We start from the raw sequence: 21,689 nt of genomic DNA, 5'->3' as shown, positions 1-21,689 counted from the left end.
ACTTAAATTAACCATGAAATCAAAAAACGGATCACAAAAGTTTTTTTGGCCCAAACTGCGGCATCGGGTATATCTGATGCTGGCGGCCTCGTTTCTCCTTTTTATCAATGTCTTGCAGGCGCAGGAGTCGAAAATCAATGTCTCTGGTCTTATTACGGACAAGACTACGGGGAGGCCTCTAAGCAATGTTTCGGTTAAACTCAAAGGTACAAAGGTGTTGACATCTTCCAATGAACAGGGCAAGTATGCTATTTTAGCCTCAAAAGGAGATGTATTGATCTTCAACCATGTAGGGTTCCATGCGCAGGAAGTTCGAATAGCTGGAAATCAGCAAAATATTCAGTTAACGGAGAATATCCACGCCATGGACGAGGTCGTTGTGGTAGGCTACGGAAAAATGAAGCGGGGCGACCTAACAGGGGCCGTCGTTTCGGTAACGGCCGATGACATCAGTAAGTCTGTAAGTACCTCCCTGGATCAAGCGTTACAGGGACGCGCTGCCGGGGTCTCGGTAACACAGAATTCAGGAGCACCGGGCGGCGGAATCTCAGTGAGCATCCGGGGTACAAATTCCTTCAGCGGCAACGAGCCGCTCTATGTGATCGATGGAATCCCAATTGATGGTAATACCCGGGACAATTCAAGTGCACTCTCGTCAATAAATCCATCAGATATCGTATCCATGGAAATATTAAAGGATGCTTCTGCTGCTGCCATATATGGGACAAGGGCGGCAAACGGCGTCGTCCTGATCTCTACAAAACGCGGACAAGCTGGAAAAACCAAGTTAGGTTATGAAGGGTATGTAGGATTCCAACAGCTGCCAACCATATTGGATGTCCTTAACCTTCGCGAATATGCCGTGTACCAAAATCTTCGCAGCAAAGTCATCGGCTTCGGCGATCGGGAGGAATTTAAAGATCCATCGCTATTGGGTGAAGGTACAAATTGGCAGAAGGAGATTTTTAGAACTTCATTGATGCATAACCATCAACTGAACATCAGCGGTGGAACCGAACAAAATAGATTTGCGATCACTGGTGGATACCTTGATCAACAAGGTATCGCACAAGGCTCAGGTTTTGAACGCTATTCGTTACGGATGAACTTTGATTCAAAAATCAACAAGTGGCTGACCGTAGGCGTCAATGCCTATACCGCGAAAACAAAAAATAGAAACACCATAGATAATGGGGGTATCATTTCACTCGCCATTAGGCAGCTGCCAGAGGTGCCTGCCAAAAATCCAGACGGTTCCTGGGGAACACAACAGGAAAATATGTATGGTACCTATTTCGCCAATCCATTGGAGGAAGCGCTTACCCGTGAAAACTATGCAAAAGGAGCACAAATTAGTGTCAATGCTTATGCGGATATTTCACCAATCAAAGATCTTGTACTACGGGTCGAAGGTAATGGGAACTATAATTATTCCAACGCTTATCAATTCACGCCCGCATATGATTACGGGAATTTCAAACAGCAATCCGCCGGAGCAAGGTTTGCCAGTAATGGTTCGTTTACCAACCTGAAAACTTATCTGACCTACACTAAATCTTTCGCCGAAAAGCATAACCTGTCGATCATGGCTGGGCATGAGGCTCAGGAAAACAAATGGGAGTCCCTCTCTGGTAGCCGCAGCAATTATTTTTTAAATACGGTGCACGAGCTGGATGCTGGCGATTCTAAAACTGCCAAAAATGGAAGTTCAAGGAGTTCAGGTGGCATTGAATCTTATTTCGGCCGCTTAAATTATGGATTTGATGATAAGTATTTATTGACTGCTACATTCCGTAGGGACGGATCGGACAAATTCGGTACCAACAATCGCTGGGGCACCTTCCCTTCTCTTGCCGCTGCGTGGAAGATTAAAAATGAGCCTTTCTTAAAAAATAATCCGGCGATAGACAACCTTAAGCTACGTTTGGGCTGGGGACTTGTTGGAAACCAAGCTGCAAGCTCCTACGCCTATGGCGTGACCATGGCTTCGGCCGCATCCATATGGGGTACAGGCTTCTATCCTGCCAATTTTGCCAACCCAGATCTAAAGTGGGAAAAAACCAATGCCTACAATATCGGCTTGGATCTGAGCTTATTTAAGAATAGAATCGAACTTACAACGGAAGTCTATTTAAAGAAAATAGATAACCTTTTGATGCAGGCCGTATTGCCTGACTATATCAGTGGGCTAATTGCTGCACCCTGGGTAAATGCGGGTTCGATGACGAATAAAGGTGTTGAATTAACATTAAATACCATAAATATCAATAAGAATGGTCTTTTCTGGAAATCCGGTCTGACCTTCTCGATGAATAGAAACCGTGTCACGCACCTGTATACGGATGCAACCGCCATTCAGGGAAAAATAGGTGCAGAAACATTCACGCTGACCAAGGTGGGTAATCCTGTCGGCCAATTTTATGGATACAATGTGATCGGCATGTTTCAGGATGAAAGTGACTTTTATCTGAAGGACAGTCAACATCATGCCGTGCTGGATCAGGATGGCAATAAAGTTCCTATTGCTCTACCCAAAGATAAAAGCATAGGAGTCAACGGGATTTGGGTGGGAGATTTTATTTTCGAGGACAAAAATAAAGACGGAAAAATAGATGAGCAAGACCGTGATTTTATCGGCAATCCGGATCCGAAGTTCATCCTTGGGCTAAACAATTATTTTTCTTACAAAGGATTTGACCTAAATATCTTTCTGAACGCCGTATATGGCAACAAGATCTATAATCAACTGCGTAAAGATTTTACAAACCCGATGAATAATTCGGGTATGCTCAAAAAAACGACAGAGATTGCCCTCATTGAAACAATTGATCCGAGCGGTTCCGACCAGGATATCTCCAATGTAAGGGTGTCCAATCCCAATGCGAGCATTCAACGTATTACCGTAAGTGATGCAAATGACAATAGCCGTATGAGCAATCGGTTTATTGAAGATGGCTCTTATTTGCGCTTGAAAAATGTTTCTCTTGGCTATACTTTCTCCCAAAACCTGCTGAAGAAATATCAAATTGAAAACCTCAGGTTATATGTCAATATTCAGAATCTTTTTACATGGACCAAGTATACGGGCTATGATCCGGAAATAGGTTCCTACAACCAAAATGTCTTACTAAGGGGAATAGATTATGCCCGGTATCCCTCACAGCGTATTTATACGCTGGGTTTAAACTTCATGTTTTAATATTAACGACTGAATTATGAAAAAGCTATTCTTAATCACTGCATTGATGGCTATTGTTGCGCTACATTCCTGTAAAAAAAGTTTTCTTGACAGAGAACCGGAAGGAGCCTATGTGGATGCAACCTTTTATACTTCTCCTGAAGCATTGAAAGCAGCCACAGCACCACTGTACAACCGAGCATGGTTTGACTATAATAAACGACCGGCCGTCGCTATTGGCAGTTTGAGAGCCAATGATGGCTATAATCCCTATATGAACCCTTCCTATACCTTATTCACCGTAACATCGCTGGATGATGGGCTTTCAGACTCATGGAAATCATTCTATGGCGTAATAACAATGTCAAACGCGATCATCGATGCCGTGAAGCATAAAGCCGTTAATGTAACTGAAGCGCAAAAAAACGTGGCTATTGGGGAAGCACGCCTAATGCGTGGTATTGCTTACTTTTATCTTCTCCGGACCTGGGGCCCCGTCATATTGATCGAGAATAACGATGCTGTGATCAAAGAGCCTATGCAACCCAGGCATCGGGAGGAAGATATTTTTCGATTTATTATAGACGATCTCAGCTTTGCAGCGCAGCACCTTCCTGTTCAGGCCGATAAAGGCCGTGCAACGAGCTGGGGCGCCAAAGGTATGCTCGCCAAGGTATATCTCTCCCGTGCTGGCTGGAAAACCGGCGGAATTCGAAACGAAGCTGATCTGGCTAAAGCAAAGGAGTACGCACAGGATGTCTGTGTAAATAGTGGTCTGGAACTCTATGCCAGATATGAAGATCTGTTCAAATACAAACATAACAACAATCCCGAATCACTTATTGCCATGCAATGGGTACCACTTGGCGACTGGGGCGTCTGCAATACACTTTTAGCTGACCTGGCATTTTCATCCGACGTGACCGGTGGTGTCAACGTATGGGGTGGCGGACTGAACGGAACAATCGACATGCTCAAACAATACGAACGAGCCGATACACTCCGGAGAAATGCCACCTACTTTACCCAGCACTCCTTCTATCCCTATATTGCCATTGACAAAGGTGGATATTCGTATAGCAATGCAGGTGCATCGATCAAAAAAGGGGTAATCGGCGGTCCGAACGATGATAATGACGGCTATGTGCAGTCGATGAGTTCACCGCTAAACACCTATATTCTACGCTTGGCCGATGTATACCTGACCTATGCTGAGGCGAGTCTGGGTAATAACAGCACACTCAATGGTGGCGAAGCACTAATTTACTTTAATAAAGTAAGGGATCGGGCCAAGATCGGACGAAAGACCTCAATTACGCTTGACGATATCATCAAAGAACGGCGCGTGGAGTTTGCCATGGAGTATAGCAACTGGTACGATATGGTTAGCTGGTATTGCTTCAAGCCTGAGAAAATGCTTAAATACTTTAATGATCAACAACGTGGCTGGTCCACGGCATCCATCACGAAGGATGAAGATGGTAATCTTATTTTTGAAGATCCTACGGCACCGGCAGTACCTGTCGTCGTGACCGCAAACAATATCTTCTTCCCCTATCCTGAGAATGATCTCATCCAAAATCCGAGATTAAAAGAAGAGCCCCAGGCTTATCCATTTAATAATCAGTAAAGAATTATGAAAGCTTTAAATAAAACCATACGCTGTATCTATCATTTACTTATTGTTGTCCTTCTCTTACCAGCAATATCCTGTAGTCGCAACAATGATATGACCGTAGTTCCGGAGATAAGCCATGTACGGTTGACAGATCCAGCAAAAGCAGATAGCACTTTCACAGGTGCATTTCCGGGTACAATGGTTGCCGTTATCGGAAAAAATCTTGACGGCATCCAAAAAATTTACATCAATGACCAACAGATCGCATTTAATGCAAACTACTGTACCTCGACAAGTGCTATTATTTCTATTCCTGCAGATCTTCTATTGACTGGCACCCATCCGGAACTTCCAAACGAAATCCGGATCGAAACAAACCATGGCGAAGCAAGGTTCAGTTTTCATATCTACTCTCCCGCTCCGCAAATCGCCCGTATTGAATTAAAATACCCGGCCAAGGCAGGTGAAAAACTCCGCATCTACGGTTCAAATTTTTACGAAGTAAAAAAAGTTGTATTCGAAGGCAAGGCCGGCGGCAATGTATTAGCTACGGAATATGAAATCGGTAAGGACTATGATAAAATCGAATTAAAGATTCCCGCCGGTATCCAAGATGGCCGGCTCGCGGTCTACTGCATGACGGATTCAGTTAGCATCGCTTTCACAACGAATGTTTCGCCGCCAATAATTAAATCATGGAGCAGTGATATGCCTATCATTGGGGATCAGGCATTTATTACCGGCAACAACTTTATTGATGTCAGTAAACTAACGATCAATGGCGAATTTGATATTGCAGGCGAAGATTTAATTGTAGCCAAAAGCCAGGATACAATTTATTATCGACTACCAAAGGCCCCAACAAAAGCTGGTACGGTTACAGTCCATGCGGCAGGGGGACAATCCAATTCGACCCTCCTATTTTATCCCGTCCAAAACCTCGTCCTGGATTGGGATAAAGTAGGTAGTTATGATTGGGGGGACAACAATATGGCTGTAACGGCAGACGGGACCAAGCCACCTTTCTTCAGCACAGGAATAGCTTACCGCATTTTTGGATCACCAGGGGCATGGCAATATTGGTGGGGAAACTTAGCCAATAAAGCTGTCTATCCTTCGGTAAATGCAATACCCGCGAATACACCTATAAGCAACCTTGTACTGCGCTTTGAATGCTTCGTAAATGAACCTCTTGCGACAGCAACATTTGATATGCAGTTGAAAGGAAATTGGGATAAAATGCTGTCAGATTATGTGCCCCGTGATAGAAACACCAACAAAACAAGCCTTGGCAAATGGATGACATGCGACATAGCTCTTAATAGGTTTACGTCTGTTGCGGACTATGGAAGCTTTGCTGCCATCGCTAGTTCCGAACTGGGCATTTTTACGAAAAATAAAGCAGACAATGCCAATGTCAAGGTGGATATCTACTTCGACAATTTTAGAATCATTGATAACAGCAAAAATTAGGTCTATTTGGAGGATAGCGAATTTCGATACAATAAGGCCGGATAATGGAATAGCCATTCCATGCCGGCCATTTATAAAAGTAAATATAAACAGACATGAAATTTAAAAAGCGCATTCCCTTCATGATTACATGGAAGATATGCAACATCAAATGGCATACCGAGCAGTGCTCAAAGCATTTTTCGACTGATTTGACTATAACACAAAATAAACGATGACTTTAAAACAGATTCCAATTTTCTTCGTCTTTTTTTTGCAGGCGTTCCTATTGAAAGCCGAACTCAGGCTTCCTGCAATATTTGGTGACAACATGATTCTACAAAGGGACAGTCCCATAAAATTGTGGGGCTGGGCCGAAAAAAATGAAACGATCCATGTCCGGTTTATGCAGCAGAAACTAAAGGCACAAGCAGATAAAAATGGTCAATGGAGCGTTACTTTAGCCCCAACTCCCTATGGAGGACCGTATAACATGGAAATAAAAGGCCATAGCGAACAGGTATCCCTAAAAAACATCCTGGTCGGTGAAGTTTGGCTTGCATCCGGACAATCCAATATGGAATGGACGGTAAAGAATTCCAATAATGCTGCGAATGAAATCAGCATTGCCGATTATCCGAACATTCGGGCCTTCAATGTGGAGAAGAGCATCAGTGATGTCCCTAAACGAGAGCTAAAGGGAAAATGGGCTGTATGCTCCCCCGCCACTGTTCGTGACTTTTCAGCTGTAGGATACTTCTTTTCGCTCAAACTGTATCAGGAACTCGGCATACCTGTAGGCATCATCAATGCTTCCTGGGGTGGTACGGGCGCCGAAACCTGGACTAGCGAAAGCGGCTTCAATAAATTGCCCGCGCATTTCAAAGCTCCTTACCAACAGCATTTCGACGGCAGTCTGCAGCGCTTTTTAAAAGAAAACGAATTGAAAAAACAGAACTATCTGCAAGCCTTAACAAACGATCCGGGAATAGCTGCAAAATGGTACGAAAATGATACGGATATATCCGCTTGGGGAAAGATGAATATTCCACAGTTGTGGGAATCCAAATTGGGCGATATGGATGGTATTGTATGGTTCAAACGCCGTATTTATTTGCCTAAGGGCAGCGCGCAAAAGACGGGATCCGTCCTGCTTGGTACCATCGATGATGATGATGTCTGCTGGATTAACGGCGTCAAAATTGGTGAAACAACAGGATACACAAGCGTACGAAACTACACGATCCCGAAGGCTGTACTAAAAGACGGTGAAAATATAATTACGCTAAAAATTATGGATACGGGCGGCGGCGGTGGCTTTTACGGAAATCCGACCCAGCTGTACCTCGACGTAGAGGGCGAGAAATTCCCGCTTGATGGTGATTGGAATTATAAAGAGGCTGTCACCACCCAGCAGCATGGTTACAAAGAAGTTTCGCCGAATATGCTTCCATCCCTCCTCTTCAATGCCATGATCAATCCTCTTGTTCCTTATACCATTCGGGGCGTGATCTGGTACCAAGGTGAAAATAATGCCGGTCGAGCCTATGATTATCGCACGCTCTTCCCTAACCTCATCGCGGATTGGCGGTCACAATGGAAAACTGATTTGCCTTTCTACTGGGTGCAATTGGCCAATTATATGGCTAAAGAAAAATCACCCGAAGACAGCGACTGGGCAAAACTGAGAGATGCACAGACCCGGACACTCCGTCTTGCTCATACGGGTCAGGCGGTAATCACGGATATTGGTGAAGCGGACGATATTCATCCACGTAATAAACAGGAAGTGGGCCGACGACTCGCTTTAATAGCACTGGCTAAAAATTATGGCCGAAAAAATCTTGTGTATTCTGGACCTACATTCAAATCGATGGTCAAGGAGGGCAATAAACTGATTATTTCTTTTGATGCTATTGGAGGCGGACTCGTTGTTAACAACAAATACGGTTACGTGGAAGGTTTTGCCCTTGCTGGAGCAGATAAAAAATTTGTATGGGCCCAAGCTCATATTGATGGTAACCGAATTGTCGTTCAGGCAGATCAGCTCAGCAGCCCTGTATTTGTCCGTTATGCCTGGAGCAATAATCCCGATGTCAATTTATTCAATAAAGAAGGCTTGCCTGCTCTACCTTTCAGCAATGAGGAATAAATATCCATTAATCTACATAACATGATTTTAAAAACACACCTAAAAATTATTCAAATGAAAACACTATTAAGTTACATTTTTATGCTGCTGGTTCTTCCGGCATGCTCCAACAAGGAAATAAAGGCAAATACGGAGCTCAGCAAACCTGAAACAAAAGAAGAACCTAAACCTGCTTATAGTAAATTCTCCATTAGGGAAAATTTTAGTACCAGCCAGTTAGTTAATGAAATGGGTTTGGGGATTAACCTCGGTAATGCCCTGGACGCAACGGGCGACTGGATCAACCCAAGTAGTATTTCTAATTACGAGACGGCTTGGGGAAGTCCCCTCATTACGAAAGAAATGATCGAAGGTTATGCAAAAGCCGGTTATTCTTCCTTACGAATTCCGGTCACCTGGAGTAATATGATGAACAACGCGGAAAATTACAGGATCCATCCAGATCTCCTCAATAGAGTCGAAGAGATCTTAAACTGGACACTCGATTGCGGCATGGTCGCCATTATAAACGTTCACCATGAAAATGAATGGGTCAAAAAAGTCCCGACAGACAGCGAAGCTAAGAAAAAGTTCACTTCTATCTGGGAGCAGCTCTGTAACCGTTTTGAAAAATATGGAGATCATTTGCTATTCGAACCCATGAATGAAATTGGTTACGATGAAATATGGACTCCCTGGAAGGGCGGGCAAACCGAAAAAGCAAAAGCATTCGGATACGTAAACGAGCTGAACCAGCTTTTTGTCGACATCGTCAGGAAATCGGGCGGCAACAATGCCAAGCGCCATCTTTTAGTGGAAATTTATAACACTGGTCTCGAGTATGCCTTTGACCCGCTAACCAAAATTCCGGCCGATCCGGCTAAACATCTTGCATTGACCGTACACTATTATACGCCACCTTTGTTTGCCATATTGGGTAACGGTGAAGACGCCGGATGGGGTGTCGGTGTGCCGTCTTGGGGCACGGCACAGGAAGTTAAAGAGCTCAATGACAATATGGAGCTGTTAAAGAAGAATTGTGTCGATAAAGGAATTCCCGTCGTTATTGGCGAATATGCATGTTCCTCAAAGAACAGAACACAGGAGGTGGTCAGGTTATTTAATGTCTCGGTCACCGAAGCGATTTATTCACGTGGTATGTGTCCCATGCTTTGGGATGTTCAGGGTGCTGGGCAATATGAGCGAACAACCAGTAAATTCAAGGATCCAGTCTTTTTAGAACAAATGATGGCAATACCTGCTAAATATCCACGCAATTAAAATCAAGGTCTTCCCTAAGCCTCCGATGGAAGCCATGTGAAAGCAACTTTTGAATAAATGCCACATAGAGACGTACCATGTACGTCTCTAGCCCTTAACACAACCCGGTACCAAAAACCATGAAACAAAAAAACTATATTCTGCTTTGCCTCCTATTTCTTGCAGTATTTTCGCTTGAAGCACAATACAAGTTCGATAAACCGCTCTACGGAGCAGCCTATTACCACGAATATATGCCCAGTGAGCGTCTGGATGAAGATATCCGATTGATGAAAAATGCCGGGCTCAATGTCGTGCGGCTGGGCGAATCTACCTGGGGATTATTTGAACCGGAGGAAGGTGTCTTTGAATTCGAATGGATGGACCGCGTTATCGACAAAATGCATCAGGCTGGTATCCGCATCATTCTGGGTACACCGACCTATTCCATTCCGGCCTGGCTTGCGCATATGCACCCCGAGGTTTTGGCCGAATATCAGCGGGGTACCAAAGCTTATTATGGCATCAGGCAAAATATTGACTTGAGCAACCCCACTTTTAAATACTATAGTGAACGTATCATCCGCAAGCTAATGGAACGGTATGCAAAGCATCCTGGAGTCATTGGCTATCAGGTAGACAACGAAACAGAAGCACGCGGGATAAACAACAGGGATTATTTTATCGGCTTTCGTAACTACATCAAAGGCCGTTTTAACAACAACCTCGACTTACTCAACAAAGCCTGGGGAATGAACTATTGGGGCATGAATATTCGTACCTGGGAGGAATTCTATACCCGCGATGGTGTCACCAATCCTTCCTATAAAAACGAATGGGAACGCTACAACCGCAAGCAGGTAGCGGACTTCCTGAATTGGCAATGTAATATAGTCAATGCATATAAACGTCAGGACCAATTTATAACTCATTGCTTCATGCCTGATTTTCACAACGTAGATCAGGTAGAAAGCTTTCGCCAGATGCAATACCCCGCTATCAATATTTATCACGACGTACAGGATAAACAAGACGGACAGCGCATTGCTTATTCAGGCGATTTTGTCCGGACGGTTGCCAAGAACAATTATATTGTCATGGAAACCAACGCACAAGGTATAGGCTGGGATGCACGTACGCAATACCCGCCATACGACAGACAGCTCCGGCAAAATGTATATGCCCATTATGCTTCCGGTGCCAATATGGTGGAATACTGGCATTGGTCTACGCTGCATTATGGGCAGGAAACGTATTGGCGCGGTGTATTGGGGCACGATCTCCAACCGAATAGAATATACGATGAATTTAAAACCACCGCACAGGAACTGGCAAGGATAGGGGATCGTCTTATGGACTTGAAGAAGAAAAATAAAACAGCAATCTTATATAGCCACGATTCCTACCACGCACTGAATTTTATGCCTTATACCTATAAAAACAATTATCCCATCGATATGGTTCATAAGGCACTCTACTTTCAGAACATTGAAGCTGATATTATCCCCTGTGATAAAATCACCGATTTTAAAGGCTACGATATGCTGGTTATTCCGCCCCTCTATGTCGCTACGGATGAGCTGCTGCTGGCCATTGACAAGTTTGTAAAAGCGGGCGGCCATGTCGTGATGATGTACAAAAGTGGCTATTGTAACGAACATTCGGCCGTCCGGGCCACAGCTGCTCCCGGGCCGTTAAGAAAGGCCTGCGGATTCCATTATCAAGAGTTCTCCACCATCGGAGACATGCGGCTCAAAGATAATCCTTTTCAATTGACGGATAAAAACCAAATTGGTGACTGGTATGAATTTTTGATCCTTGAGACAGCCAAACCGCTGGCCTATGCTGAACATCCCTTCTTTGGCAAGTGGCCAGTGATCACAGAAAACAGCTATGGTAAAGGAAAACTGACTTATATCGGCAGCTATCCATCACAAGAACTACTCCATACGATCATCAAAAAAATGGCTATCGCAGCGAAAGTCATTACTGCCGACAATTACACTTTCCCAATTATTCAGCGTTCAGGAAAGAATAAATGGGGTAAGACAATTCATTACATTTTTAATTACAGTACAGAAACAAAACGGATTACTTATACAGGTGACCCAGCGAAAGAACTTATTTCAGATAAGCTCACGCAGACGGGGCAACAGATTGTATTGGATCCCTGGGAAGTACTCATTATGGAACAAAACTAAACGACGCGCTAATTACCAAAACATTGACTTTACTATGAGAGCACTTATAATTATCCTATTTATCGCGATAACATCCGGCCTTTCGGCCCAGACTTATACGTTACTATCGCCGGATGGAAAAATTTGTTTGGACATAGACCTATCTCACGGACTTTCCTACGCTGTTTCCTACAAAGGCAAACAGGTAATAGATCCTTCACCCTTAGGCTTTGAATTGCAAGACGAGCCCCCGATGCATCAAGGTTTTATGCTGCTAAACACTCCTCAGACCACATCGAAGCGTGATTCCTGGGCTCCAGTAGTGAAGAACAAACATGCCCATATCGATTTGCAGTGGAATGAAACACAGCTGAGCCTGATCGAAAAAGAAGGTGAGAAACGCCGCTTGGACCTTTTCTTTAGAGCTTATAATAACGGAATCGCCTTTCGCTATCAACTATTCAGCAGTGCTAGAATTGGAAATCGGGTGATAAGCCGGGAGATGACCGGATTTTCAGTATCCAGTCAGGCTCACGCTTGGGCAGCACAATACAAACCACGTTTTATGTCCAGTCAGGAAAGCGAATTCGATAAACTCCCTTTAGCGGGAATCAGCGATCAGACGCTAACCGGACTTCCACTACTGATCGAAGTTGACAAAGATAACTATTTGGCTATTACCGAAGCGAACATTGATAACTATCCCGGTTTTTATATTAGTCGGGCTGCAGATCATACGACGGAACAGGTATTGCTCACGACGAAACTCTCCCCCTTACCTGGCGAAAAAGAAGATGGGGCCAAAGCTCGTTTCTCGGACAAAATCCAAACCCCTTGGCGCGTGGTCATGATTGGCGATAATCCGGGACGATTTATCGAATCCGAAATTGTTCAGTCGCTTAATCCTGCATGTGCGATCGAAGACCCCGCATGGATAAAACCGGGACTTTGCGCATGGGATCACTGGTGGAGCGGAGAAGTGAAAATGGAAACTGCTGTTATAAAAGAGTATATCGACTTTGCTTCTACGCAGGGATGGCCTTATATGTTGATCGACTGGCAATGGTACGGCCCCTTCAACCAAGCTCAAGCGGATATTACCAAACCGGCACCGCAAATCAACATGCCAGAAATACTTGACTATGCCCGCAAAAAAAATGTGCGTCTTTGGCTTTGGCTATATAGTACCGACGCCAATCGCAACAACGCCTATGAGGAAGCTTTCGCACTGTATGAGCGCTGGGGCATCGCCGGCGTAAAAATAGATTTTATGGACCGCGACGATCAGGAGATGGTAAACTGGTACCATAAAGTAATTAAGAAGGCCGCCGAGCACAGGTTGATGGTTAACTTCCACGGAGCGTATAAACCTGATGGAATAGAACGGACCTACCCGAATATGATAACCCGTGAGGGCGTCCTGGGCGAAGAGTATGCGAAATTTTCCGACCGTATCAAACCTGCTCACAATGTCACTTTGCCGTTTACGCGTATGCTGGCAGGGCCAATGGACTATACCCCGGGCGGTTTTCTCAATGTAACTCCAGCGCAGTTTAAGAAACAATCTCCAACCCTGATGATGAATACCCGCTGTGCCGAGCTCGCCAAATTTGTCATTTATGAAAGCCCCCTTACGGTATTCTGCGACCACCCGAAGCATGTGTTGGGCCAACCCGGGAGTGACTTTCTAAAAATCGTTCCGACGGTGTGGGATGATACGCGCTTCATTGATGGTTATCCCGGGGAATATATTGTACTGGCCAAACGTTCTGAAAAAAACTGGTTTATCGGTGCCATGACCAATAGCATGTCCCGCACGATTACAATACCTACAAGCTTTCTAGCCGCTGGAAAATATGTGCTGGACTACTGGCAGGATGCAAAAGACGCGGAAAGAGTCCCTGCAAAACTCGAGAAAAAAAGTAGGATAATCGAAGCTGGGAAAACGATAAAAATACCAATGGTCAGCGGTGGCGGCTATGTTGCAATCATTAGGCCACTGTAAAGTTTAGATCCGAATTGATGTAAAAAAATATTATTTAAAGTAGCACACTATTTAACTAAAGAAACGATAAATCCTGTTATGAACAAGAACATTTTTAAGACATTAGTACTCTTTACAATCCTTGGGGCTACATTAAATGCTCCAGCCCAACAAAAAAGTCCGGTAGACTTGCCTGGTAAATTTCAGCCCAACTGGGAATCTTTGGCGCAATACGAAGCGCCTGAATGGTTTCGTAATGCCAAATTCGGTATTTGGGCACACTGGGGTCCACAATGCCAACCTGAGCAGGGCGACTGGTATGCACGTGGTATGTATGATGAAGGCAGCGGGCAATACAATGCACATGTAAAAACTTATGGACATCCTTCAGTAGCCGGATTTAAGGATATCATCCCTACCTGGAAGGCTGAAAAATGGGATCCCGAACGGCTTGTGGCACTCTACAAAAAGGTAGGTGCACAGTACTTTTTTGCAATGGGAAACCATCATGACAACTTCGATCTGTGGGATAGCAAGTATCAAAAATGGAATTCGGTCAATATGGGGCCTAAACGTGATATTCTCGCCGAATGGTCAAAGGCGGCGAAAAAAAATAAACTTCCCTTCGGTGTGAGCATCCATGCCTCCCATGCATGGACATGGTATGAAACAGCCCAAAGGGCAGATCGGTCGGGACCACTAAAGGGAGTACCTTATGATGGAAAGCTCAGCAAAGAACAGGGAAAAGGAAAATGGTGGGAAGGCTACGATCCCCAGGAGCTGTATCGGCAAAACCATCCCCTTAGCAAGGGAAGTGAAGACGTAAAATCATTGTGGGCACAGTGGGACTGGCATAACGGTGCATCCAAACCGACACCGGAGTATATTGATAATTTCTATCAACGAACAATAGACATGGTCGACAGCTATCAGCCGGACCTGCTCTATTTTGATGATACTACACTCCCTCTATGGCCTATCAGCACAGTCGGGCTCGATATCGCGGCCCATTTTTATAACAGTAACGCGAAGAAAAATAAGGGAAAAGTCGATGCCGTTTTGTTTGGAAAAATCTTATCCGAACAACAAAAAGAGTGTTTGGTATGGGATGTCGAGCGCGGTGTTCCTGACCAGGTGCAAGAAAAAGCCTGGCAGACCTGCACTTGCCTGGGAAGCTGGCATTATAGCAAAGCTGATTATGAAAACAACAATTACAAGTCGGCAAAAAAAGTTGTCCATATGCTTATTGATATCGTCAGTAAAAATGGGAACCTCCTGCTTAATGTTCCTATCAAGGGCGATGGTAGCATTGACGAGAAAGAAGAGAAAATTCTGCATGAAATAGGCGATTGGATTCAGGTTAATAAGGAGGGAATTTTTGATACCCGTCCCTGGAAAACATATGGCGAGGGTCCAAGTACAGAAGAGAAGAAACCATTGAATGCCGCTGGATTCAATGAGGACAAAGAAAATAACTATACCGCTAGGGATATCCGGTTTGTGAAAAAAGGCGATGCGATCTACGCTCATGTCTTGGCATGGCCAACGGATGGAAAAATCATGATCAAATCTTTCGGAAAGAAGAATAACACCGTTGATCCAATAACGGTTAAAACAGTATCACTATTGGGGCATCAGAAAAAACTGGCATTTAAACAAGATGACGACGCACTCCACGTTGCCTTGCCTTCGGATAAGCCCAATCAAATTTCATTGGTACTGAAAATTAATTAAACCATTTTTTCTTCATCAAGATATCCAACTTATTTCCAAGATATCGCTGATACAATTAGAACATGAAAACACCTTGTAACATAAAAATCATTTTAGCGCTATGCTCCTTATTTCCATCCCTGTTATTCGGACAATCAGCAATGATTCATATCGAGGGACGGCATAGAACCAGTCTAAATGGCTTATGGGAGGCCATTATCGATCCTTTTGATGCGGGGTCTGGTGATTGGGCTGCATATTATAAAGATCGAAAACCGTTGGGCAACACGGATTTTGTGGAATCCGCATTTGAAGGTGGTCATCAACTATATGTACCAGGAGATTTCAATTCTCAACTTCCTGAGCTCAACTATTATGAAAGCAGCATCTGGTACAAACGTCCCTTTAAGATCCAAACAAAACAGGATAACCGGTTTTTTATCCACTTTGCAGCCGTAAACTATAAGGCCGAAGTTTATCTGAACGGGGTAAAGATTGGTGAACATGAAGGTGGCTTCACACCTTTCCAGTTTGAAGTAACCGATCATGTCAAAATTGGCGAAAATAGCCTTATCGTGAAAGCAAATAATCAACGGATGAAAGATGGCATACCTGGTCTCGGTTTCGACTGGTTCAATTATGGTGGAATCACACGGGATGTCGATCTCGTACAGACGCCAAAGACCTATATCAGGGATTATTTTATTCAGCTATCGCAGCAGGATGAAAATATCATCAATGGCTATGTATCCCTAGATGGCCCTAAAAAAGAACAAGCGATTGCAATACGCATTCCCGAATTGAACTTTATTTATAAAACAAGAACAGATAGCACCGGAAAAGCCAGGCTTAAAATTCCGTTTCGTAAGAAGACCTTGTGGACACCTGCAGTTCCGAAATTATATGCCGTTCAGGTCGATTCCGAAACCGATCGTATCGAGGAAGAAATTGGTTTTCGAACAATCAAAGTTGATGGGACAAATATTTTATTGAATGGCAAATCCATCTTTCTTAAAGGGGTTAATATTCATGAAGAAGTCCCACAACGTAGATCACGGGCCTATAGCGAAAGTGATTATAAAATGCTCTTGGATTGGGCGAAAGAGCTGGGGTGTAATTATGTGCGTCTAGTACATTACCCACATCATGAAAAAATGATAAAAATGGCTGAGCAAATGGGATTGATGGTCTGGGAAGAATTGCCTATATATCAGGGTATTGATTTTGCAGATCCCGGAATGATGAAAAAAATGAATTTAATGCTTCGGGAGATGATTGCTCGTGATAAAAATCGGGCGGCAACCATTATCTGGAGCCTTTCGAACGAAACTTACTCCTCCCCGGCCAGAGACAGTTCGCTCACGGCACTTTATCACCTCACAAAGGCCTTGGATAATACCCGTCTTGTAACATCAGCGTTTAATAACATGCGTTTTGAAGGCAACAAGGCCTATATCGAAGATAAAATGAATCGTTTGATGGATGTTATGGCAATCAACCAATACATTGGATGGTACAAAGCATGGCCCGAGAATGATAGCGAAGTCGAGTGGATATCCCACTTCAATAAACCGCTTATTTTTTCGGAATTTGGTGGCGAGGCGGTTTTTGGAAACAATATAGACCCAAAAAGGGCGAGCAGTTGGAGTGAAGATTATCTTGTGGATATTTATAAACGTCAATTTAGCATGTTTAAAAACATTTCCTTCTTACGTGGATTGACACCATGGCTCCTGGTCGACTTTCGTTCGCCTGGAAGGGCCCATCCTGTCTATCAAAAGGGTTGGAACAGAAAAGGATTATTATCTGAAAGAGGCCAAAAAAAGAAAGCCTGGTATATTGTCGCTGACAACTTTAAATACGATTAATGGTATAGTACATTGGCTGTTGCTAAGATCTTCCCGATTTTTATTCATCGGGAAGATCTGCTGATGTTAAAATCCATGATCGAGGGTGAGATCGCCTTAATTATGATGGCGTAAGGGTAATTTGATCTTTTTTAATTCTTCTAAATCATGAATAGGTCGCTCTAATTCGTAAGGAATAGGCTGCCCCGAAAACAGTTGAAAATATTGCAGGCAGGCGTCTTTCCACCACACCGCATCGCGTGCCTGTATTCTAAGCTTGGATTGTACCGATCTAAAACGGAAAGGATCTATATGCTGCTCCATTCGATCCCAGACTTTTTGAAATTCACGAACTTTCTGAACCCCTTGATCATAATGGTAGCATAACGCTGTCCAAAGTGTTTTACCACTTTTCATCCGATAGTCCCAGGGCACATGATGAAACCATAACAACAGATTTTCCGGACAGTTTGCGCGAACGCCATATCGCTTATCCAAGGGTGGATTATATTGCGCAACAGCATTGCTCCCATATATGCTACGCTCAAAACCTATTCCCAGGCTATCTGCGTTATGATAATACCAAGGCATCCAATCCGGACGACCACCGGGTATGTTGCCCCAGGGTTCGGGTCCGTAATGATGGTCAAAGGCAAACAAATGATGCAAGCCTAGTGGCATCATATAGTCAACGGCAGCTTCACGTGAGTCCAGCATGATTTGCTTAACGGGATTGACAAAAGCCTCCTCTCGGCTAAAAGTGAGGCCTATCCACTCCGCTGCGATTTGCGCTGAAGAAAGTGTATTATTCCAGGCCAGCCGCCCGAAAGCATACCAATTGGCTTGCGCAAAATGATGACCTGTCCAATTGCTATCTTGGCCTATATTGGCAACAGCCGCGATTGCAGTTTTCCGATGTAGATTTCCACTGCTATCTGTCATCTTGGCTATGGTAGATCCATCTCCATGAGCAAAAGTATCGCTATCCAATACTTCCTTAAATAAGGGTGCCAAGTACACTAAATGGTTGGAGAAGCCTAAATACTCCTGTGTCAACTGAAATTCGAGCATCTTTGCTGTATGCGGCATAGCTCCGAACAATGGATTGAACGGTTCGCGGGGTTGGAAATCTATTGGTCCATTTTTTATCTGGACAATAACATTATCCCTAAATTTCCCGTCAAGTGGCACAAACTCCTGATAGGCTTGTTTAGCTCGGTCATCTTTGGTGGGATGATAAACAAATGCCCGCCAAAACACCATTCCTCCATAGGGTTTTAGTGCATCGGCAAGCATATTTGCCCCATCCGCATGTGTCCGCCCGTAATCCTGTGGCCCGGGCTGACCTTCTGAATTCGCTTTGACTAAAAAACCACCAAAATCGGGTATCAAGGTATAAATTTCCTTAGCCTTGGCTTTCCACCAGCGTTGGACGTCTCTATGGAGGGGATCTGAATCTGGTAAACCACCCAAAATTTTGGGAGAAGAAAAATTCACCGATAGATATACTTTGATCCCATATTTGCGAAAAACATCTGCTAGCGCTTTCACTTTGACAAGATACCCCGCATCCAATACCTGTGCAGAAGCATTTACATTGTTCAATACGGCAGCATTTATACCGATTGAAGCATTAGCCCGCGCATATTGCTCGTACCTAGGTGATAGCTTTTTCGGCAGTTCCGCCCAGTTCCATAGCGAATGGCCGGCATAACCGCGTTCTATGGTACCATCCAAATTGTCCCAGTGATTCAGTACACGAATATCATAGGACGGTGTCTCAATGATTTTGGAAGAGGATAACTGCCCACCTGTTTCTTGTAGGCGCAACAAATGATATGCAGCGTATAATAAGCCGATTGGACGACTGGCGACAACCTGGATTTTTTTCTCGTTCTGATTGATTTGATAGCCATCTTTTAACTGCTTTTGCTTCACATCGATTTGCAGGGTGATCGCAGCTCCCTTCCAATAGTCCAACAGCTCTTGCTTTGCCAAAGTTACAGTTGGATCCGCTGACTTTATACCTAGGACATCTACGCTATGTACCGCCTTCGGCAGTTTGGAAAATCGTAACCACAACCGACTCCCATCTTCCGATCTGGCAAGAAAAGGGACACACAACAACGTCATCAATAAAAGCAACTGCACACGCATAATCAAAAAATGTTAGAGAATGTATAAAATCGTTCGTTAAGACGACATGCCATCTATGGTTTTAATAAATCCGTTTTCATCATATTCAAGCTCGATCACTTTCATGCTCCTTAACCAGGTTTTTCCCCCCGATGGAACAGAATCATGATAAAAAAGATACCATTTGCCCCGGAATTCCAAAATACTATGATGCGTGGTCCAGCCGACAACCGGTGATAAGATGACTCCTTGATAAGTGAATGGACCATAAGGGTTGTCCCCTATGGCATAGCAGATTAAGTGACTGTCGCCTGTTGAATAAGAAAAATAATATTTGTTTTTGTATTTATGCATCCAGGATGCCTCAAAAAATCGTTTTTCGGAATCCCCTTGTTTTAAGGATTGTCCGTTTTTATCCAGGATGACAAGATCCCGTGGTGGTTCTGAAAACTCCAGCATATCTGCAGCTAATTTCACAACCTTGGGACTCAATGCGGCGTCATTATCCTGCGGCAATTCGTTCGGCACAACAATTTTATTGTTTCGATAAAATTGCAGCTGCCCACCCCAGATACCACCAAAATACAGGTAATAGGATCCATCCTGATCCTTAAAGGCACAGGGATCTATGCTGTAACTCCCTTTTATCGGATTGGACTGCGGTATAAATGGCCCATAGGGTCTATCCGCTATAGCTACTCCGAGCCGAAAGATATCGTTTTTATCCTTCATGGAAAAATACATATAGTATCTGCCATCTTTCTCGGTCACATCCGAATCCCAAAGCTGCCTACCGGACCAGGGAATATCTGTTACAGCCAATACTTTCCCATGGTCAATCACTTCAGCTTGTACATCTTCCAGGGAAAATACATGATAGTCTTGCATATCGAAATGATCGCCATTGTCATTTTCGGCTATTCCACTCTCCCGATCATGAGAGGGATAAATGTATATCTTATTTTCAAAGACATGTGCGGATGGATCCGCCATGTAGTCTGCTGGATATAAATATCTACTCTTTTTCATTTTTTTTACGATTACTTTTTTTTTTGAGTCAACGCTATAATATCTTTTAAAAAAGGCTTGGCTTGATAATGACGGTCAAACAAGAGCGGATAATCCGTACGACCAGGAATGGGCCAGCCATTTTTCCATGAATCGGCGTCACCAACCCCCCAGAGAGTCACTCGGGATATTTTATCCTGATGTTTCAGATACAGCCTAAAAAAGTCAACATATCGTTTTCCAAGCTCCGCCATCTTGTCCGCAGGCAAGCCTTTTTCATAGGGGTTCGTCTCCTTACGGTAAGCGTAGCGTTCGCCAATTTCAGCGCCCATATTGGGTCGCACATGTGGAAGTACGGAAATGTCCATCTCCGTCACCATCACGTTTACACCTAGACTTGAAAACCCAAGGATAGTCTTCTCGACTTCTGCCAGCGATGGATTGTCCAGCGCATTATGTTCCTGCATACCGATTCCACTAACCTTTCCACCAGCGGCTTTGACCTGTTGCACCATGGCCATAATTCCCTTTCGCTTTTCGGGAATGGCTGTTGAATAGTCATTATAATACAATTCGGCATTGGGATCGGCTTCATGGGCAAACTGAAAGGCCAATTTGATAAAGTCGGGACCAATAATTTCGTAAAATTTACTTTTGCGCCATTCCCCATTATCCAATATGGCTTCGTTGACAACGTCCCAACCGAATACCTTACCTCTATAGCGGGACACGACAGTATGTATATGCTTACGCATGCGTTCGATCAATACATCCCTGGAAACATCTTTTCCATTTTTATCAACAAAAAACCAAGCTGGTGTCTGTGAATGCCAGATTAATGTATGACCAATGATCTGCATCTTATTCTGTTGGCCAAAAGCTATAAAGCGATCTGCGTCTTTAAAGAAAAATTCTCCTTCCCGAGGTTGCAAAAACATACTTTTCATGCAGTTCTCTGCCACAATGGAGTTGAATTGTTGTTTGACGACGGCAACAGCTTTAGCATCCCTTTCCCAAATCTGATCGAGGTTGAGGGCCGTCCCGATAAAAAACTTATCTTCAAAAGCTTTCTTTAAGGGCAATGAATCAGGCTCCTGATTCATACCGGGCATAGCTGCAGAGAAAACACTTACGCTCAATAAGGTTGTTGCAGCTAATGCAATAGTCTTTAGTATATTCATG

At 43.9% G+C, this 21,689-nt stretch carries 12 protein-coding genes; 9 read left to right on the top strand and 3 right to left on the bottom strand.

Going from position 1 to position 21,689, the window contains the following annotated elements; translation table 11 throughout:
- The first annotated feature begins 13 nt into the window (after positions 1–13).
- The 9 genes from ABDW32_RS07075 (at position 14) to ABDW32_RS07035 (ending at position 17,384) form a co-directional block, all read left to right on the top strand.
- On the top strand, positions 14–3,199 hold the full coding sequence (locus tag ABDW32_RS07075) for a TonB-dependent receptor (protein WP_343560813.1): 3,186 nt from the start codon (positions 14–16) through the stop codon (positions 3,197–3,199).
- A 16-nt stretch (positions 3,200–3,215) separates the two neighbouring features.
- Complete coding sequence (locus ABDW32_RS07070) at positions 3,216–4,808, top strand: RagB/SusD family nutrient uptake outer membrane protein (protein WP_343560811.1); 1,593 nt, start codon at positions 3,216–3,218, stop codon at positions 4,806–4,808.
- Positions 4,809–4,814: 6 nt separating this feature from the next.
- Positions 4,815–6,269: a glycan-binding surface protein gene (locus tag ABDW32_RS07065; protein ID WP_343560809.1), complete on the top strand. Its 1,455-nt coding sequence runs from the start codon at positions 4,815–4,817 to the stop codon at positions 6,267–6,269.
- Positions 6,270–6,483: 214 nt separating this feature from the next.
- Complete coding sequence (locus ABDW32_RS07060; RefSeq protein ID WP_343560807.1) at positions 6,484–8,400, top strand: sialate O-acetylesterase; 1,917 nt, start codon at positions 6,484–6,486, stop codon at positions 8,398–8,400.
- 54 nt (positions 8,401–8,454) lie between these two features.
- The gene (locus tag ABDW32_RS07055; RefSeq protein WP_343560805.1) at positions 8,455–9,660 is read left to right on the top strand and encodes a glycoside hydrolase family 5 protein; all 1,206 of its coding nucleotides are present in this window, start codon (positions 8,455–8,457) and stop codon (positions 9,658–9,660) included.
- Positions 9,661–9,779: 119 nt separating this feature from the next.
- Positions 9,780–11,840 (top strand): beta-galactosidase, encoded by a 2,061-nt coding sequence (locus ABDW32_RS07050; RefSeq protein WP_343560803.1) that lies wholly within the window; start codon positions 9,780–9,782, stop codon positions 11,838–11,840.
- Positions 11,841–11,874: 34 nt separating this feature from the next.
- Entirely contained in the window at positions 11,875–13,824 is a 1,950-nt protein-coding gene (locus tag ABDW32_RS07045; protein ID WP_343560801.1) for a glycoside hydrolase family 97 protein, read from the top strand.
- A gap of 78 nt (positions 13,825–13,902) precedes the next feature.
- Positions 13,903–15,537, top strand: coding sequence for an alpha-L-fucosidase (locus ABDW32_RS07040; RefSeq protein WP_343560799.1), 1,635 nt, complete (start codon positions 13,903–13,905; stop codon positions 15,535–15,537).
- A gap of 62 nt (positions 15,538–15,599) precedes the next feature.
- Complete coding sequence (locus ABDW32_RS07035; RefSeq protein WP_343560797.1) at positions 15,600–17,384, top strand: glycoside hydrolase family 2 TIM barrel-domain containing protein; 1,785 nt, start codon at positions 15,600–15,602, stop codon at positions 17,382–17,384.
- Between the two features lie 96 nt (positions 17,385–17,480).
- Here the strand turns inward: ABDW32_RS07035 and ABDW32_RS07030 are convergent, their stop codons facing one another.
- From ABDW32_RS07030 to ABDW32_RS07020, 3 genes are read right to left on the bottom strand one after another with little or no spacing between them, the layout of a single operon-like run.
- Positions 17,481–19,520: an alpha-glucuronidase gene (locus ABDW32_RS07030; protein WP_343560795.1), complete on the bottom strand. Its 2,040-nt coding sequence runs from the start codon at positions 19,518–19,520 to the stop codon at positions 17,481–17,483.
- Positions 19,521–19,556: 36 nt separating this feature from the next.
- On the bottom strand, positions 19,557–20,528 hold the full coding sequence (locus ABDW32_RS07025; RefSeq protein ID WP_343560793.1) for a glycoside hydrolase family 43 protein: 972 nt from the start codon (positions 20,526–20,528) through the stop codon (positions 19,557–19,559).
- 11 nt (positions 20,529–20,539) lie between these two features.
- Positions 20,540–21,688, bottom strand: coding sequence for an endo-1,4-beta-xylanase (locus tag ABDW32_RS07020; protein ID WP_343560791.1), 1,149 nt, complete (start codon positions 21,686–21,688; stop codon positions 20,540–20,542).
- Between the last annotated feature and the right edge of the window lies 1 nt (position 21,689).

The organism is Sphingobacterium sp. (assembly GCF_039596235.1).
In the GTDB taxonomy this organism is placed as follows: domain Bacteria; phylum Bacteroidota; class Bacteroidia; order Sphingobacteriales; family Sphingobacteriaceae; genus Sphingobacterium.
Note: the sequence above shows the minus strand (reverse complement) of the source record. Positions and strands in the feature narration are given on the sequence as shown.

What these genes read in the sequence shown, in the direction of transcription:
- ABDW32_RS07075 (WP_343560813.1), top strand. Translation starts at nt 14, where the DNA reads ATGAAATCAAAAAACGGATCACAAAAGTTTTTTTGGCCCAAACTGCGG.
- ABDW32_RS07070 (WP_343560811.1), top strand. Translation starts at nt 3,216, where the DNA reads ATGAAAAAGCTATTCTTAATCACTGCATTGATGGCTATTGTTGCGCTA.
- ABDW32_RS07065 (WP_343560809.1), top strand. Translation starts at nt 4,815, where the DNA reads ATGAAAGCTTTAAATAAAACCATACGCTGTATCTATCATTTACTTATT.
- ABDW32_RS07060 (WP_343560807.1), top strand. Translation starts at nt 6,484, where the DNA reads ATGACTTTAAAACAGATTCCAATTTTCTTCGTCTTTTTTTTGCAGGCG.
- ABDW32_RS07055 (WP_343560805.1), top strand. Translation starts at nt 8,455, where the DNA reads ATGAAAACACTATTAAGTTACATTTTTATGCTGCTGGTTCTTCCGGCA.
- ABDW32_RS07050 (WP_343560803.1), top strand. Translation starts at nt 9,780, where the DNA reads ATGAAACAAAAAAACTATATTCTGCTTTGCCTCCTATTTCTTGCAGTA.
- ABDW32_RS07045 (WP_343560801.1), top strand. Translation starts at nt 11,875, where the DNA reads ATGAGAGCACTTATAATTATCCTATTTATCGCGATAACATCCGGCCTT.
- ABDW32_RS07040 (WP_343560799.1), top strand. Translation starts at nt 13,903, where the DNA reads ATGAACAAGAACATTTTTAAGACATTAGTACTCTTTACAATCCTTGGG.
- ABDW32_RS07035 (WP_343560797.1), top strand. Translation starts at nt 15,600, where the DNA reads ATGAAAACACCTTGTAACATAAAAATCATTTTAGCGCTATGCTCCTTA.
- ABDW32_RS07030 (WP_343560795.1), bottom strand. Translation starts at nt 19,520, where the DNA reads ATGCGTGTGCAGTTGCTTTTATTGATGACGTTGTTGTGTGTCCCTTTT.
- ABDW32_RS07025 (WP_343560793.1), bottom strand. Translation starts at nt 20,528, where the DNA reads ATGAAAAAGAGTAGATATTTATATCCAGCAGACTACATGGCGGATCCA.
- ABDW32_RS07020 (WP_343560791.1), bottom strand. Translation starts at nt 21,688, where the DNA reads ATGAATATACTAAAGACTATTGCATTAGCTGCAACAACCTTATTGAGC.